The organism is Massilia sp. CF038, assembly GCF_900129765.1.
GTDB lineage: Bacteria > Pseudomonadota > Gammaproteobacteria > Burkholderiales > Burkholderiaceae_D > Telluria_A.
Map to the genome: position 1 here is coordinate 933,149 of NZ_FQWU01000002.1, position 16,253 is coordinate 949,401.

The following is a 16,253-nucleotide window of genomic DNA, read 5'->3' on the forward strand; positions in this document are numbered from 1 at the left end:
CCCTGCCCTGCGGCCAAATTCAGCCATGCCGGCGCACGCGCCGGCAGCCCGCATTTACGCTGCGCGCACCACGTGCAGATCCGGTGGCGAATGGCGATTGCGCGCATTGCCCCATTCACTGGTCTCGGATTCGGACACGTGCGACATCACGCCTTCGCGATCGACGCAGTAATCCTTGAAGACGATCTTTTCCTGCACCGTTGCTTCGGCCAGAATGCGCGTGTACTCAAACAGCACGCTGCGCACCACATTGGCGCCAGCGCAGATATGGCTGCCGTGGCCAATCCAGGTCGGGCCCACAATCGTGCAGCCGGCTTCAATGTGAGTACCGGAACCAATGTACACCGGCCCCACAATGGTGGTGCCTTCGCGTTCGATGCGTGTGTTCTGGCCCACCCACAAGCCATCTTCAATCTGCACGCCCGGCACGTTCAGGTTGCGCACCTCGCCCAGCATCACGCTTTGCAGCACGCTCCAGTAATCGGTGACGGTACCGATGTCGATCCAGTCGTAGGCGCGCTTCTGTGCATAGAACGGCAGACCGCGCTCGACCAGCAGCGGGAACAGATCGGAGCCGATGTCGAACACGGTATCGGCTGGGATCAGGTCCAGCACTTCCGGTTCAAAGATATAAATGCCGGTACTGGCAAAGTTGGAGCGCGCCTCTTCCCGTTTCGGCTTTTCCTGGAACGAGACAATGCGGCCGTCGTCGTCGGTGACCACCACGCCATAGTCGGACACCTTATCCCATGGCACTTCTTTGGTGATCACGCTGGCCAGCGCACCCTTGCGTTTGTGCTCGAACAGAGCCGACTTGAGGTCAAGGTCAATCAGCGCATCGCCGCACAGCACGATGGTGGTCTCGTCAAAAAAACCGCCGAACTGCTGGATCTTCTTCATGCCGCCGGCCGAGCCGATCGGCTCCGGTACCGCCACACCCAGTTCATTGGTATAGCCTTCGAAGGAATAACCCAGGCTCACGCCGAACTGCTCGCCTTCGCCAAAATAATCTTCAATCTTTTCGTGCAAGTGCGCCACGTTGACCATGATGTCGCGCACGCCATAACGGGCCAGGTGCTCGATCAGATAGGCCATGACCGGCTTGCCCAGGATCGGAATCATCGGCTTTGGCAGGTCGTAGGTCAGCGGGCGTACCCGGGTGCCTTTGCCGGCTGCAAGAATCATTGCTTTCATTTGTCTATCCTCTATTTTTAAGATGAAGTTTGGCGCATGCGGCATTCCCAGCGCCAGGCGGTTTCGATAATGGTGTCGAGCTCGGCATGACGCGGGATCCACTCAAGCACAGCGCGTGCCTTGGCCGGATCGGCAACCAGACGGGCCGGATCGCCCGCCCGCCGTGGTGCGTCACGCACCTCGATCGGCTGGCCACTGATGCGGCGCGCCGAATCGATCACTTCCTGCACCGAAAAGCCGGCGCCGTTGCCCAGATTGAAGCAGTCGCTGTCTCCTCCATGCTGCAGCCGTTGCAGCGCCAGCAAATGCGCGCTGCACAGGTCCACCACATGGATGTAATCGCGGATGCAGGTGCCATCCGGCGTCGGGTAGTCGCGCCCGTACACGGCAATGTGGTCGCGGTAGCCCGACGCCACTTGCAATATCAATGGGATCAGATGGGTCTCCGGCTCGTGCCGTTCGCCCAGCTGTCCGTCCAGATCGGCACCGGCCGCGTTGAAGTAACGCAGGCAGGTGTAGCGCAGCCCGAAGGCGCGCGCGTAGTCTTCCAGGATCTGCTCGACCATCGCCTTCGAGCGTCCGTAAGGGTTCAAGGGCCGGCTCGGCTGGCGCTCGTCGATCGGCACCTGTTCCGGTTCGCCAAAGATGGCGGCCGTCGACGAAAAAATGAAGCGCTCGACGCCATGCGCCACCATCGCGTCGAGCAGATTGAGCGTGTTGGCCACGTTGTTGCGATAGTACTTGTCGGGCAGTTGCACCGATTCGCCCACCTGGATGAAGGAAGCGAAGTGCATCACCGCGTCGAAGCTGCGGCTGGCAAACACCGCGTCCAGCGCGGCGCGGTCGGCCAGGTCGGCCTCCACCAGTTCGGCACCCAGCACGGCATCGCGGTAGCCGCCCGACAGATTGTCGAACACGACCGCCTGATGGCCCTCGGCGCGCAGCATCTTGACCATGTGCGAACCAATGTACCCCGCCCCGCCGACCACCAGCACGTTCATGATTGCCCTTTCGGCTGCGCCAGCGGCATGCGGTAGCGGTGGCAATGGGCCAGGAAGCGGATGATGTCGACCGTGTAGCGGCGCGCCAGGCGCTTCGGCTCCAGGCACAAGCGATAGAACCATTCCAGACGCAGCTTGCGCACCAGGTCGGGCGCACGCGGCTTGTCGCCCGCCCAGAAGTCGAACAAGGCGCCCACGCCCATCACGATGCCGGCATCGAGCTTGGCGCGGTGATTCAGAATCCACGCTTCCTGGATCGGGTTACCCAGTGCGACCAGCACCACGTCCGGCGCCACCGCGTTGATGGCACCCACCAGGTCAAGCGCGCCGCGCATGCCGCCGTAACCGTCGCAGCAGCCCACCACTTCCTGCCCCAGGGTGTTGGTGGCAAAAGCAGCGGCCTTGTCCAGCACTTCAGGCTTGCCGCCCACCAGATACAGGCGCAGGGGGCGCGCTGCCTGGCGCAGCAGGAAAGGCGTAAAGTCGGTGCCGTTCAAGTTGGCCGGAAAACGCGGTGCACCCAGCAATCGTGCGGCGATATCGAGCCCCACGCCATCGTTGACGACCACCACGCCTTCTTCATGCATGCGCGGCAGCAGCGCGCGGCATTGCACCACCAGGTTGGTGTTGGCAAAGAACAGCGCGCGCTTCTCGCCTGCGGCCAGGGCGTCCAGCAGGCGCCGGGCCAGGCTGTCGGCATCGGTGCGCAGTACCGGAAAACCGGCGATGGGCGTGACGTCTTCTTGCATGGTGCGCATCACCTTAACGGCGCCCGATGGCGCTGTATTGCAGGCCATGGCTGCGCACAATGGCTGGCTGGTACAGATTGCGGCCATCGAAAATGACAGGGTTCTTGAGCGCCGCCTTGATCTCTTCAAAGTCGGGCGCGCGGAATTCCTTCCATTCGGTCACGATCACGAGCGCGTCGGCGTCTTCCAGCGTGCCGATCGGCGAGGTGGCATACGACAGGCGCGGATCGTCGCCAAAAATGCGGCGCGACTCATTCATGGCGACCGGATCGTAGGCCACCACGGTGGCGCCCATGGCCCACAGACCTTCGATCACCACGCGGCTGGAGGCGGCGCGCATGTCGTCGGTGTTCGGCTTGAAGGCCAGACCCCACAGCGCGAAGCGCATGCCCGACAGGTCGCTGCCGAAGCGGTCGCGGATCTTGTTGAGCAAGACGCTCTTTTGCGCTTCGTTGGCGTCTTCCACGGCCTGCAGCACTTTCATGCCGGCGCCGTGGTCGGCACCGGTGCGCAGCAAGGCTTGCACGTCTTTCGGGAAGCACGAACCGCCGTAGCCGCAGCCCGGGTACAGGAAGTGGAAGCCGATGCGCGGATCGGCGCCGATCCCGATGCGCACCTGTTCAATGTCGGCGCCCAAAATGTCGGACAGGTTGGCCATTTCGTTCATGAACGAGATGCGCGTGGCCAGCATGGCGTTGGCGGCGTACTTGGTCAGTTCAGCCGAGCGCACATCCATCACGATCACGCGGTCGTGGTTGCGGATGAACGGGGCGTACAGTTCGCGCATCATCAAGATGGCGCGTTCGTCGGCCGCGCCGATGACGATGCGGTCAGGGCGCATGAAGTCGGCCACGGCGGCGCCCTCCTTCAGGAATTCCGGATTCGACACCACCGAGAACGTGGCGTCCGAGCCCCGTTCAGCCAGCTGGGTGCGCAGCACTTCGGCCACGCGGTCGCCCGTGCCCACCGGGACGGTCGACTTGTTGACCACCACTTTGTAGCCAGTCATGTACTTGCCGATGCTGCGCGCGGCCGCCAGCACATACTGCATGTCGGCCGAGCCGTCTTCGTCCGGCGGGGTGCCCACGGCGATGAACTGCATGGTGCCGTAGCCAACCGAGTATTCGACGTCGCTGGTAAAGCGCAGACGGCCGGCAGCCACATTGCGGCGGATCAGCTCCTGCAAGCCAGGCTCGTGGATCGGCACTTCGCCATCGTTGAGGATGGCGATCTTCTGTTTGTCCAGGTCCAGGCACAGGACCTGGTTGCCCATTTCAGCGAGACAGGTGCCGGTGACCAGGCCAACGTAGCCGGTACCAATGACGGTAATTTTCATGTTTTTCTTTCCGAAGGTTGTTTGACTGGCCCGGAGGGACGCAGCTTGGTGGCGTCGGCCGGAGCCGCGCCATGGGCTTGGGGTTTGCCGAAGTCTTGCGGCAGGAACTGCAGGCGGTCCCAGGGGAAGCCATCCATGATCTTGCCTTTGGAGGTGCCCCTGAACAGCGCAGGATAGGGATCGAGCGCGCCACGCGCGGTCGAGGATTTGGGGTTTTGCAGACGCAGCGAAATGGCGCCAGCCTTGTCCCACACGACAAAGCCATACTTCTGGGCGGCGCGCGCGATGGTCGCGGCCACCGGGTGCAGCTTGAGGCTGTCGACGTCCACGGACGGGTCCAGGCGCAGGCGCAAGCCTTCGGGAATGCGGTTGGCCACGCGTTTCGGGTTGAAGCCGTCGGAGCGGTGCGCCGGCCACGACTTGATGCTGAAATGCTCGGCGTCGACCAGGGCAATGCCCATCGCATGGCGGATCTCGCCGCGCTGCAGTTCTTCAGGCGTGATCTGGCCGCCAATGAAGGGCAGGCTGGTGGCGGTGGTGCCGTAGTGGCCCGGGAACACGCCGTCGCTCTTGGAGGCCTGGTCCAGGCGGCCGCCCCAGCAAGCCTGCCACTGGCCGTCCTGCTTGCGCGCGCGCCAGAATTCCCACACGGTGTCGCTGGAGGGCTGGTAGATCGTCATTTCCGCGTCGGTGCCGTTGGCCGGCTCGGCGTAGTCGGGAATCGGCACGTCCTTCCACTGGGCCGCCAGCGCCTTGTCGGTAAAGCCCTTGTTCTGGCAATTCCATTCGCTCACATCGGTGCCCTTGACCTTGGGGCCGACCACGTACACGGGGCTGGCGTACTCACTGGTGTTCAGGTTGACGTTGCCGTAGTAGGCTTTTTTCTGGCGCAGGAATTCCTGCACGAAGGCGTCCGAGTCCGGATGCAGTTCTACCTGGCGCGGAATCGGCGTGTACCAGAAGCTGTCGGGCGCGAACACCGCATCCGTCGGCAGCTTGGCGCCAATGGCCGGTGCGCTCAGCGCCAGCGCCGCGAGCAGGGTCAGGGACAGGCGGCTCATGAAGGATCCCGTTCCGAACGCACCCAGGCCACCTGGCGCTGCACCACAAACTTCAGGTAGAGGGGAATTTTCACCAGCGCGTACACCGGCGCATACGCCAGCTCGCGCCCGCTCAGGATGGTGCGGCCGAAGCGCACCCAGGCTGCCAGCACGGCCAAGCCCAGCAGCAGCGGCGCAGGCAAAGCCAGTGCCCACGGCAAGGCGGCGCCCGTGATGGCCCAGATCAGCGCGCCCAGCGCACCCAGCGCCAGCGACACCAGCACCAGCAGTGCCAGCGGCGGCACGCACATGTCGAGTGTCAGCGCAACCAGGCCGGCATTGCGCGCGCGCAGGCCTTCAAGCAGCAGGCGCGGACCGTCGCGCAGCATGATGGCCAGGTGACCATGTTCCCAGCGCGTGCGCTGCGACTGCAGGCCGGTGGCGTTGATCGGGAATTCGCTGGTGACCAAGGCTTCCGGGCAGAACACGGGCGCCTGGCGGGCACGGGCAAAGTCCAGGCCCAGACGCAGGTCTTCCACCAGGTCGGCGCTGGCCAGGGCGGCGCCTTCAATCAGAGTCCAGGGAAAGGCCATGCCGCTGCCCATCAACTGGCACGGCTGGCCAATGCGCGCCAGACCCAGCGCGCGGGCCCGGTTCTTCACGGCCCAGGCAAATTCGGCGATGCGGGTTTTCAGGCCGGCGTTGCCAGGCGCGCGCATCAGGTACAGGGCCTGCACCGGGCGGCCGCTGGCAGCGCAGCGCTGGGCCAGGGTGTCCAGTGCCTGCGGGCCCAGCATGCAGTCGGCGTCCACCACCACGACCATTGTAGGTGGATTCTTGGCCAGTTCACGCACACCGGCATCCAGGGCGAAGCCCTTGCCGCGCTGGACCAGATCGGTGCGCACCAGGACTTCGGCGCCGGCGCCACGGGCCTGCTCGGCCGTGTCGTCGCTGCAGTTGTCAGCCACCACCAGCAGGCGGTCGCCCGCGATCAGCTGCGAGCGCACCGACGCCAGCGTGGCCAGAATGCCGGCGCCTTCATTGTGGGCCGGTACCAGCACGGCCAGCGGGGCGCGCGCTGCACCCAGGGTGGCGCCAGTGCTGCGGCGCGCCGTCAGCGAGAGCACCACTTCCAGTACAAACACGGCCACCGGCAGCGCTAGCAGCAGGGCTGCCAACACAAACAGCACCTGGGCGACGGTCAGCAGCGCGCTCATGCTGCACGCTCCGCGGGAGCGGCCGCTGCTGGCAAGCTGCTGGCCGCTTCGCTGGCACTGTAAGCCTGTGGGCCGGCCAGGAACAGGCGTCCCAGCTTCCCTGCTTCGGTATCGATGGCATGCCGCTCCAGCACGCGCACGTGGGCCGCTTCCCCCATCTGGGCCAGCGTGGCGGGCGCCGTGGCCAGCACGTCTTCCAGCGCGGCGACCAGGGCATCGACGTCACCAGCGGGGAACAGCCAGCCTTCGCGGCCCGGGCGCACCAGTTCGGGAATGCCGGCCACGTAGGTCGACACGACCGGACGGCGCAGCGCCATCGCTTCCATGATTACCACGGGCAAACCTTCGGCAAAGCTGGGCAGGACCAGCGCGCGTGCCGCCAGAATTTCGGCGCGCACGGTCTCGCTGCCGATCCAGCCGGTGATGCGCACGTGCGCCTGCAGGCCGGCGCGGGCAATCATGGCTTCCAGTTCCGGCCGCATTTCACCGTCGCCAGCGAGCACCAGTTCGACCGCGGTGCCGCGCTGGACCAGGCGTTCAATGGCAGCCACCAGCAGCAGCTGGCCTTTTTGTTCGCACAGGCGGCCCACGCACACCAGGCGCGGCGCCGCAGGCGGCAGCGGCACGGCGCCGGCGTGGAAGGCCGGTTCGATACCGCAGTGGACCACTTGTACCTTGGGCCAGTCGGTCTGACCAATCCAGCGGTACAACTGGCTGCGGCCAAAGGAACTGATAGCCACCACGAAGGCCGAGCGGCGAATTTTTTCAGCCAGGTGCAAAAATTCGGGCTGGTCGAATTCTTCCGGGCCATGCACGGTAAAGCTGTACTGCGGCCCGCCCAGGGCATGCACCAGCATCGCCACCTCGGCTGAATTGGTGCCGAAGTGAGCGTGCAAATGGCGCGTGCCGGCTTGCTGCAGCCAGGGCACCACGCGACACGCTTCGGCCAGATAGATCATGTGGATCGGCCATGGACGCGCGGCGCGCTGGCCCATGCGCCAGGCCAGCGCCAGCGCGCGGGCAAAGCGCAGCGGTGCCGTGGCACACTGGCGCAGCACGGCGCCAGCCAGGGCCACTGCCCCGCCCTGCAGCACGTAGCGGGTGCGGGCCCGCTCGCGCTGGTCTTCCGGGTCAACCAGGGTATCGCCCCAGCCGCGCACGGCAATGCGTTCGACCTCAAAACCCTGGCGTTCAAGTGCCAGAATCTCGCGCCGGATAAAACTGTGGCTAACCTTGGGGTACTGGTTGACCAGATATGCGATTTTCATGTGCGGCCTATCGATTGAATGGTATTGCCGGCCGTGCCGGCCGGGCTGCGCAGGATGACGCGCGCGGGCGAGCCGACGGCGGTGGCGCCGTCCGGCACGTCGCACAGCACCACGGACAGCGCGCCAATGCGCGCGCCATGGCCGATGCGGATGCCGCCCAGCAGCTGGGCGTAAGCGCCCACGTCCACATCGTCGCCCAGCACGGGTACCGGACCGCCTGCTTCGCGGTTGCCGATGGTGACGCCTTGGCGCAGGGTGCAGTTGGCGCCAATGACGGTGTCGGGATGGAGGAAAATGCCGCCGAAATGCCAGATGCGCAGGCCGGGACCAATGCTGGCCGCTTTGGGCAGACTCACGCCCACTGCGGTTTCCACCAGGCGAAACAGCAGCCAGTAGCAGCGCGTCAGCACTTTTTTGACCAAGCCAGGCGCGCGCGCGTCAATGCGGCGGCCAAAGCGGTAAGTCCACACGGCCCAGGCCGATTGTTCTTTGAAGAGCGGGTGGCGCATGCCGTACCGCACCAGATCCGCGTCCCAGTGAGGGTCATGCGCCATCGTTTTCTCCCGAAAAAGGCGGGGCCACCGGCAATACCGCAGCCGCCACCGAAGGCGTGCGCGTCTTGCTCAGGCGGTTCGCCAGCAGGCGGCCGCGCTCGATGAACCAGCGTTCAAAATAATGGGTCGAAATGTGGGCCAGCGCGAACACGGCGGCAAACAGCAGCGGGCGCTTGGCGTACTTTTCGATCAGGTCGCCGCTGCCCAGCCAGGTGGCGGCCAGCAGCGGATGAATCACGTACAGCGCGTAGGAAATCACGGCCAGGTACAGCAGGAAGCGCTGATCCAGGCTGCGCACCAGACCCGTGTTTGGCGCCACTAGGGTGGCGCCGACCAGCATGGCGGCCAGATAAGGGCGAGCAAAATTGAGCCAGGTCCCCAGGGGCATGCACGACAGCACCAGCAACAGCAGCAGCGGCCACTGGGGAATGCGCGCCAGGCAGGCGCGCAGCGACGCGCCGGCGTCAGCGTGCATCAGCAGCGCCAGCGTGCAGCCAGCCAGGATTTCGTCGACCCGGTAATAACTGATGTCCGACGCGTACACGCCGTGCCAGATGCGCAGCCCGGTAAACATCAGTCCCAGCACCGGCAGCAGCCACAGGCCGCGCGTGCGCAGGCAGGCCACCAGCAGCGCGGCCAGCACGTAGAACTGCACTTCCAGGCACAAACTCCACATGTGCAGGGTCAGCGGCACCAGCTGGCGCGGCGGCAGGTTGCCGTAAAACAGGTAGTGGGCCAGCCAGGTTTGCACCGACGCATCGCTCACCAGCAGTGCAATCACGAAGGCCAGCCAAGCCAGCGGCACCACGCGGCTGAAACGGCGCACCAGGAAGGCGCGCACGCGCGGCTCGCGCAGCAGGGCCGAGGTAATCAAGAAGCCCGACAGCGTGAAGAACACGGCCATGCCCAGAATGCCGGCGCTGTAATTGAGCTGCCAGGGCTTGGGACCGAGCGGCAGCAAGTGCGCCGCCAGCACCAGCAGGATGGACAGGCCGCGCCAGCCATTGAGAACAGGCAGTTGTGGCGTGTGGCTCATACGCCCTCCTTTGTAGGGGCGCCATGCGCCAGCAGCGCGCAGCCGGAGCCGAGCACGAACCAGAAATACCAGTTGAAGGCCAGGTAGGCGGACATATTGTCGGAGGCCGACACAATCAGGTACTGCAGCATCATCACAATCAGCACAAAGGCGCCCAGACGGTTGACGGTCACCATGCCCTTGAGGGTCCACATCACGCGGCCGTACACCCACAGGCAGGCCAGCGTGCCGATGGCGCCCAGTTCGAACAGCCACTGCACGTACATGCTGTGCGCGCCAAAGTGGGTCTTGCCGGCCAGCGGGAAGAAGGTAGGTGAATAAAACTGGAACGACTCCAGCCCGTAGCCAAACAAGTAGTGCGAGGGACGCATCCAGTTCAGGCCCGATTCCCAGATGTACAGGCGCCAGGCAAAGGAATTGAGCTTGGCATACAGCTTGACTTCGTTACCGGCGCCCAGGTCGAGCACCCGGTCGCGCACGTCGGGAATCAACAGGGCCAGCAGCGGCACCACCAGCATGTAGATCAGGTAGCGGCGCTCGAACAGCAAACCATAGCCAAGGAACAGCGCGCCGCAGGCAATCCAGGCACTGCGGGTCTGGGTCAGGGCCAGCATGGCAAACAGCAGCGCCAGGTAGGCGGACAGGCCAACGCGCTCGCGCTGCGCCAGCTTGTAGGTGTCGCTCTTCAGGATGTAAAAGCCCAGGCCGATGACCAGGGTCAGGTAGAAGGCGTAGATGTTCGGGTGCGCAAACGTGCTTTGCAGGCGCGCCCCGTTGGGGCCATGCACGCCGCCCTTGATGGCAATGTCGACCAGGCCGTAGATCAGCGGCAGCACCGACGAATACAGCACGATGCGCGCGCAGCGCTTGAAGTCGTCCGGCGTGCGCACCACGTAAAAGGCGCTGACGAACACCGCGCAGTAGGACAGTTGCGCCAGGTAGGCGCGCAAGGCGTCGGCCTTCGATGGCGCCATGATCACCGCGCCCAGGCCGCACAGCAGCAGTGGCACCCACAGCAGGAACATTTTCTTCGGCAGCAGCTTGGGCTTTTCAATCACCAGCAGCAGCGCGATCATGATGATGAAGACGTTGACCAGGAAGCCCACGCCAATCTGGGTGCCGCCCAGCGAAATGCGGGTGGCGTCGAAAAACACGTCGCAAAACGCGCGCAGCAGCAAAATCCCCGTCAGCAGCAGCACGCGGCTGGCCACCAGCAGCATCACCAGCAGCAGCACCGCCGGCAGGATCATGGCCTTGGCCACGCTGCCATCAACCGCACTCACAAAGCCAGGCACCGCCATGCCCACCAAAATGGCGAACAGGGCCAGCAGCGGCGCGCCAAACTGGCGCACCGGTGCAAACGGCATGGCTGGGAGTGCGGCTGGCTTCATGCGAACCTACGGGTAGCCAGTTGTTGACCAAGCTTGCGGCGCGAGGCGCGTGCAATCAGGTGCGCGCAGCGGCCCAGTTCCATTGGACCGGCGCCGCTGCCCACGCGCTTCCAGCCCATGTTGAGGGCGTCGCCAATGCTGCCGCTGTGGGCAAACAGGGCCATGAACACTTCGTAGGCCTGGCGCCGCACCGGGGCCGGCAAGGCCGCGTATTCGGCCGCGAACTTGGCCAGAATGCGGCGGTGCCCCTGCACCACCGAACGCGGATTGGTCGAGATGCGCACCTTGTCGGTCACGCTTTGCAGGTACAGCACCAGGTACTCGCGCTGGCAATGCACACGTGCGCGGCGGCACAGGCGGATCAACAGATCCCAGTCCTGGCAGCTGCGGAAGTTTTCGTCCAGGCCGTTTTCCAGCAGCAGCAGGTCGCGCCGCACCACCAGGTTCGAGAACGAGCCGATGAAGTTCGACACCAGCATGCGCTGATAGCACTCGCCTTCCACCTCGGGGTGGATCAGCATGGTTTCGTTGCCGTCGTCGTCGACGCAGCGCAGCCAGGTGTAGCTCAAGCCGCAATCGGCCGCGCGCATTCCGGCGATCTGCTTTTCCAGTTTTTCGGGCAGCCACAGGTCGTCGCTGTCGAGGAAGGCGACATATTCGCCGCGCGCGCGCCGGATACCCACGTTGCGCGCTGCCGCCCCGCCCTGGTTCGACAGCTGGGCCACGTACTGCACGCGCGGATCGGCATAGGCAGCCACGCGTTCGGCCGTGTCGTCGCTGGAATAATCATCGACGATGATGATTTCGATGTCACCCATGGTCTGGGCCAGCGCGCTGTCGATGCAGGCGCTGATGCAGTGGCCGCGGTTATAGGTCGGTACGACCACGCTCACCAGTGGTGCCGGACGGCTTGGATCGATTGGATTCATTGGATTCTCCCGGAAGGCGCCAGGCGCAGGATGGCTTGTTTTTGCAGGCCGCGCAGCAGCCAGGAACGCACGGTGCGTTTCTCGGCCGAGCGCGCGCCGTGTTGGGCGGCAAAGGCGGCAAAGCGCAGGGCCATGCCGGCGCGCTCGCGCCGCGCCAGCACGCGCCGGAACGCCAGTTCGCGTTCCAGGTCGGGGCCGGCCGGCGCCATCTTGCGCATCAGCGCTTCGAGCTGCAGGTAGCCATCGGCAAAATCACTCTCGCCTTCAATCTCGAACAGGCGTTCGCCGTGGTTGCAGAACGGGGCCGGGTCGACCCGCGCCACCTGGTGCATGAGGGCCGCCGTTTCGGCCAGCGAGCGCGAAATGTCGAGCGCCATCTGCATCTGGGCCTGGTGCTTGGTGGCGCCCACATTGCCGCCATGCCAGCGGTACTGGATCAGCTTGCGGTCCAGGTTGACGCAGGGCGCCACCAGGGCCAGCTGGCCAAACAGGAAATAGTCTTCGGCCAGGCCAGGCACCTGCAGCTGGCGCGCGGCCGGCAACACGCCAATGAAGTCGTCGCCATAGCGCACCGCGCGCCCGCTGCGCTGGCCCAGGCGCTGCAGCGCGTCCAGGCGCATGGCAGCAGCCGGGTGGCACACGGGGGTGCGGAACAAGGCACCGGCGGCAATGCCATCGCGCCCGGTCGGCATGTCGATCTGGCCGATGGTCTTGCCAGCGGCGTCAATCACGTCGCCCAGGGAGCCGGCCACCACCAGGTCGGGATTGGCTTCAAAGGCGGCCGCCAGCACGGCCATGCGCTCGGGCAGCGAAACGTCGTCGGCATCCTGGCGCAGCACGTACTTGCAGTCGCACAGTTCCAGACCGGCGTTGAGCAAACCGGACAGGCCGCGCGCTTCGGGGAAGCTGCGCACCACGATGCGTGCATCGCGCGCGGCATAGCTTTGCGCCAGCTCGGTGCTGCCATCGGTCGAGCCGTGGTCCAGGACGATCAGGCGCCAGTCGCGGAAGGTTTGCGCAACAATGCTGTCGAGTGCGGCGGGCAGGAAGGCAATCCCATCCTTGACCGGCAACAGTACGTCGAATGTGGCCATTTATGCCTCTACTTTCTTTTGAAATCCAACCAGTGAACCCAGGCTCAGCAACTGCGGGCGCAGCAGCACGGCCGCCGCGGCGCCGTAGGCCAGCACGCCAATGGCCACTTGCACCAGCAGTGCGATCAGCGGGGCCGGTGCCGCCTGCGCCACCAGCGGTGCGCAGAGGCGCAGCGCCAGCACCATCAGCAGGGCTGCCGCCATGGCCGGGGCCACGCTGCGCGCCACGTCCATCAGGCTCAGACCGATCAGGCGGCCACTGAAGTACAGCGCCGGCAGCGCATTGACCACGTTGGCTGCCAGATAGGCTGCCGCCACGCCTTCGATGCCCCAGCGCGCGCCAATCAGCACGCCACCGACCTGCAGCACGGCGCCCAGAATGCCCAGGCGCAGCATCAGCCCGGTGCTGCCGCGCGCCATCAGCACCGTACCGGTGCTGCTGACCAGCGACTGGATGAAGCCCACCGGCGCCAGCCAGGCCAGCAGCACCACCGAGGTTTGCCATTGCGGCCCCAGCATCACTTGCACGAAGGGCTCGCGCAGCGCAAACAGGCCGGCCATCAGGGGCGCGGTGAGGAAGGCGATGAAGCCGAGCGTGCGCAGGTAGAGCGCGGCCACATCGGCCTGGCCCTCGCCGCCCTGCTTGCGGCTCATGACGGGGAACAGCACGCGCGACGCGACAAAGGTCATGTTCTGCAGCGGGAACAGCATCAGGCGGTAGGCCATCGAATACACGCCCAGCGCGGCGCTGCCCAGCAGGCGCCCCACCACCATGCTGTCGGCATTGCGGGCGATGTACAGCACCAGGTTGAACATCGACAGATTGCCGGAGAAGCCCAGAATCGACTTGAATTCGGCCTTGGCCCAGTGACGCTCCGGCTTGAAGGCCGAGCGCAGCACGATCACGCTGGTTGACACCACGGTGGCGGCAATCATTTGCGCCACCAGCGCAAACACGCCGGCGCCGCGCCAGGCCAGCAGCAATGCCACCGCCAGTCCCACCACGGCGGCCGCGATTTCGGCGCTGGCCACGGCCTGGAATTTCGATTCGCGCTCCAGCAGCGCCTGGTGCACCACGCCCAGCGCGGTGACCGGAAACACCAGCGCCAGCAGGCACAAAATGGTGGCCAGCTGCGGCTCGTGAAACACATGCGCCATGAGCGGCGCACTGATGGCCACCACCGCGCCAATAGCCAGGCCCAGGCCCACGTTCGACCAGTGCACAGTCGCTGCCATGCGCGGCGACACGGTGGCGGCCTGGATCAGCGCCGCACCCGTGCCCATGTCCTTGAACAGGTAAGCCAGGTTGGTGACAATGGCGGCCAGCGCCATCAGGCCGTAGGCGTCGGGCGCGAGCATGCGTGCCAGCACGGTCATGCTGACCAGCTGCGAGACCACGCGCGCGCCTTGCGACAGGGCTACCCAGCGGGTATTCGAAAAGTTCGACATCTAGTGTTGTCCGGTGCGGGTCAGGGTGAACGATTTACGCAGGCGCGACAGGCGCGCCTTGAGGTCGGGCGAGGCGGTCATTTCGACCAGCTGGCGCAAGGTGGGCAAGCGCCGCAGCGTCCACACGTGGCCGGCCAGCGCGCGGTAGCGCACCGGCACGCCGTTGGCCTTGCAGATCACCAGGTAGCCGCGCAGCAGTGCATAAAAACGGCGCACCAGCTGCGGCATGATCGGCGCCAGCCTGGCGCGCTCGGCGCGGCACTGCCCTGCCAGCGTGGCCAGGGTATGCAGGTAGCCCAGCGCATGGCGCTCGGTTTTGGCCTGCGTCATGATGGAATCGGCACGCACGCGGCGGTCGAACAGCACGTCGTCAATGCACAGCGACACGCGCGCCTTGCACGACAGGACGGTCAGCAGCTCTTCGTCTTCGTGCACGATGGGAGCAAACGCCAGCGCGCCGTCGGCCCACAGCGTGCGCCGCGATACGTACAGGCAGGCGCTGGAAAACAGGACCTGGGCTTGCAGCATGGCGCCGGTGGCGGCCACGCCGCTGGCAAATTCGCGCGTCATGCCACGCCGGTAGGCAGGCAGATAATTGGCCGTGCAGCCTTCGTCCAGGAAGGACAGCCCCGAGAAATACACAATGTCGACCTCGGGCCGGCCCGCCAGCAAGGCTTGCATGCGTGCGCCAAAGGTCGGCACCAGCAGGTCGTCGGAATCGAAGAAGTAGACAAAGTCGCCCGTCGCCAGGGTCATGCCCAGGTTGCGCGCGCGCCCCAGGCCGCCGTTGACCACGCGCTCGATGCGCACGCCTGGCTGGGCGCGGTAGCGCTCGAGCACGGCGGGCGTGGCGTCGGTACTGCCATCGTCAATGATGATGATTTCGTGGAACGGCACGCTTTGCGCCAGCAGCGAGTCGAGCGCGGCGCCCACGTAGCCTGCCACGTTATAGGCAGGCACGATCACGCTGATGGTAACCGGGGCCGTCATGCTGCCACCTGCGGCTGCTGCGCTGCGGCGGCGCTCTGCGCCTTGCGACGTCCCAGGAACAGGCGCGCCGCTGGCGGCCACTGCTCCAGCAGCAGGTGCACGCCATAGCTGACCACCAGCGCGCCGATGATGCGCGGACCGGCCTGCATGATGCCCAGTTCCTTGGCGATGAACAGCTGCACCAGCTGATGCACGGCCAGAATCGTCATCGAGGCCGCGCCCAGGGCGGCAAACACGCGCCCGGCGCGGGTGGCGGCAATGCGCTGCGAGAACAGGGCCAGCACGGCCACCATGCCCAGCGAGCTGAGCAAAGTCAGCAGCGGGATGCCGTACACGCCGGATTTCATGTCCAGGGTATTGGTCAGGCCTGGCAGGTGGGCCAGGAACAGTGCCGCGCCCGCCAGCGACAGCGCCAGCCACAGTGCGCCCCAGCGCGCCAGATCCAGACCGCGCGCGGCATAGCCAAGCAGGTACAGCGGTGCGGCAAACAGCACCACTTCAGCCGACCAGGGCAGCATCCAGCCAGGGAACAGCCAGGCGCCCAGATATGCCGCGCCCAGCAGCGCCGCACCTGCCAGCGCCCACACGGCCGTGCTGCAGTTGCGCAGCAGGCAGTGGGCCAGCTGGCCGGTCAGGAAATAGCAGGTCAGGAACCACAGCGGGCCGGCAGCGCCATTGAGCCAGCGACCGCCAAACAGCATGGGCGGGGCCAGCTGGCCCAGCGTCAGCGCGGTGCCGGCCGGGGCCGACATGAGCGATTCCAGTGGCCACAAAATAATCAGGAAACACACATACGGCTGCAGCAGCGTGCGCGCCTTGTTCATGGCGTACACGCCCTGCGTGGCGCGGGTGTCGTGCAGCCAGCCGCCGGCCAGGAAGAACAATGGCATGTGGAACATCTGGATCAGGCCCACCAGATTCTGGTTGAAGCTGATGTGGCCGACGACGACCGTGAGGATGCCGATCCCCTTCAGTACGTCGATCCACGTTTGGCGTTGGCTCATG

General features: G+C 65.6%; 15 protein-coding genes. All 15 read right to left on the reverse strand.

The window, feature by feature from the left end; translation table 11 throughout:
* Nucleotides 1-54: 54 nt before the first annotated feature.
* The 15 genes from BUC24_RS14625 to BUC24_RS14695 are packed head-to-tail and all read right to left on the reverse strand — an operon-like array spanning nt 55 to nt 16,252.
* Complete coding sequence (locus BUC24_RS14625) at nt 55-1,194, reverse strand: nucleotidyltransferase family protein (protein WP_073217507.1); 1,140 nt, start codon at nt 1,192-1,194, stop codon at nt 55-57.
* 17 nt (nt 1,195-1,211) lie between these two features.
* Nucleotides 1,212-2,195: a UDP-glucose 4-epimerase GalE gene (galE, locus tag BUC24_RS14630; protein WP_073217509.1), complete on the reverse strand. Its 984-nt coding sequence runs from the start codon at nt 2,193-2,195 to the stop codon at nt 1,212-1,214.
* Nucleotides 2,192-2,992, reverse strand: coding sequence for a WecB/TagA/CpsF family glycosyltransferase (locus BUC24_RS14635; protein ID WP_229448222.1), 801 nt, complete (start codon nt 2,990-2,992; stop codon nt 2,192-2,194). The genes galE and BUC24_RS14635 overlap by 4 nt, the downstream gene beginning before the upstream one ends.
* Complete coding sequence (locus BUC24_RS14640) at nt 2,958-4,280, reverse strand: UDP-glucose dehydrogenase family protein (protein WP_073217512.1); 1,323 nt, start codon at nt 4,278-4,280, stop codon at nt 2,958-2,960. Before BUC24_RS14640 ends, BUC24_RS14635 begins: the two co-directional genes overlap by 35 nt.
* Entirely contained in the window at nt 4,277-5,341 is a 1,065-nt protein-coding gene (locus tag BUC24_RS14645) for a DUF4124 domain-containing protein (protein WP_073217514.1), read from the reverse strand. Before BUC24_RS14645 ends, BUC24_RS14640 begins: the two co-directional genes overlap by 4 nt.
* Nucleotides 5,338-6,537 (reverse strand): glycosyltransferase family 2 protein, encoded by a 1,200-nt coding sequence (locus BUC24_RS14650; RefSeq protein ID WP_218606507.1) that lies wholly within the window; start codon nt 6,535-6,537, stop codon nt 5,338-5,340. Before BUC24_RS14650 ends, BUC24_RS14645 begins: the two co-directional genes overlap by 4 nt.
* Nucleotides 6,534-7,805, reverse strand: coding sequence for a glycosyltransferase family 4 protein (locus BUC24_RS14655; RefSeq protein WP_073217517.1), 1,272 nt, complete (start codon nt 7,803-7,805; stop codon nt 6,534-6,536). The genes BUC24_RS14650 and BUC24_RS14655 overlap by 4 nt, the downstream gene beginning before the upstream one ends.
* Nucleotides 7,802-8,359, reverse strand: a complete 558-nt coding sequence (locus BUC24_RS14660) for a serine O-acetyltransferase (protein ID WP_073217520.1) — start codon at nt 8,357-8,359, stop codon at nt 7,802-7,804. The genes BUC24_RS14655 and BUC24_RS14660 overlap by 4 nt, the downstream gene beginning before the upstream one ends.
* Nucleotides 8,349-9,395 carry an acyltransferase family protein gene (locus BUC24_RS14665; protein ID WP_073217523.1) on the reverse strand — a complete coding sequence of 349 codons (1,047 nt, stop codon included), beginning with the start codon at nt 9,393-9,395 and terminating at the stop codon, nt 8,349-8,351. Before BUC24_RS14665 ends, BUC24_RS14660 begins: the two co-directional genes overlap by 11 nt.
* Nucleotides 9,392-10,786 (reverse strand): O-antigen ligase family protein, encoded by a 1,395-nt coding sequence (locus BUC24_RS14670; RefSeq protein WP_218606508.1) that lies wholly within the window; start codon nt 10,784-10,786, stop codon nt 9,392-9,394. Before BUC24_RS14670 ends, BUC24_RS14665 begins: the two co-directional genes overlap by 4 nt.
* Nucleotides 10,783-11,715 carry a glycosyltransferase family 2 protein gene (locus BUC24_RS14675; RefSeq protein ID WP_073217532.1) on the reverse strand — a complete coding sequence of 311 codons (933 nt, stop codon included), beginning with the start codon at nt 11,713-11,715 and terminating at the stop codon, nt 10,783-10,785. Before BUC24_RS14675 ends, BUC24_RS14670 begins: the two co-directional genes overlap by 4 nt.
* A complete protein-coding gene (locus BUC24_RS14680; RefSeq protein ID WP_073217536.1) occupies nt 11,712-12,809 on the reverse strand; it encodes a glycosyltransferase family 2 protein in 1,098 nt (365 codons plus the stop codon). Before BUC24_RS14680 ends, BUC24_RS14675 begins: the two co-directional genes overlap by 4 nt.
* The gene (locus tag BUC24_RS14685; RefSeq protein ID WP_073217539.1) at nt 12,810-14,258 is read right to left on the reverse strand and encodes a lipopolysaccharide biosynthesis protein; all 1,449 of its coding nucleotides are present in this window, start codon (nt 14,256-14,258) and stop codon (nt 12,810-12,812) included.
* The gene (locus BUC24_RS14690; protein WP_073217543.1) at nt 14,259-15,248 is read right to left on the reverse strand and encodes a glycosyltransferase family A protein; all 990 of its coding nucleotides are present in this window, start codon (nt 15,246-15,248) and stop codon (nt 14,259-14,261) included.
* A complete protein-coding gene (locus BUC24_RS14695; RefSeq protein WP_073217547.1) occupies nt 15,245-16,252 on the reverse strand; it encodes an acyltransferase family protein in 1,008 nt (335 codons plus the stop codon). The genes BUC24_RS14690 and BUC24_RS14695 overlap by 4 nt, the downstream gene beginning before the upstream one ends.
* Between the last annotated feature and the right edge of the window lies 1 nt (nt 16,253).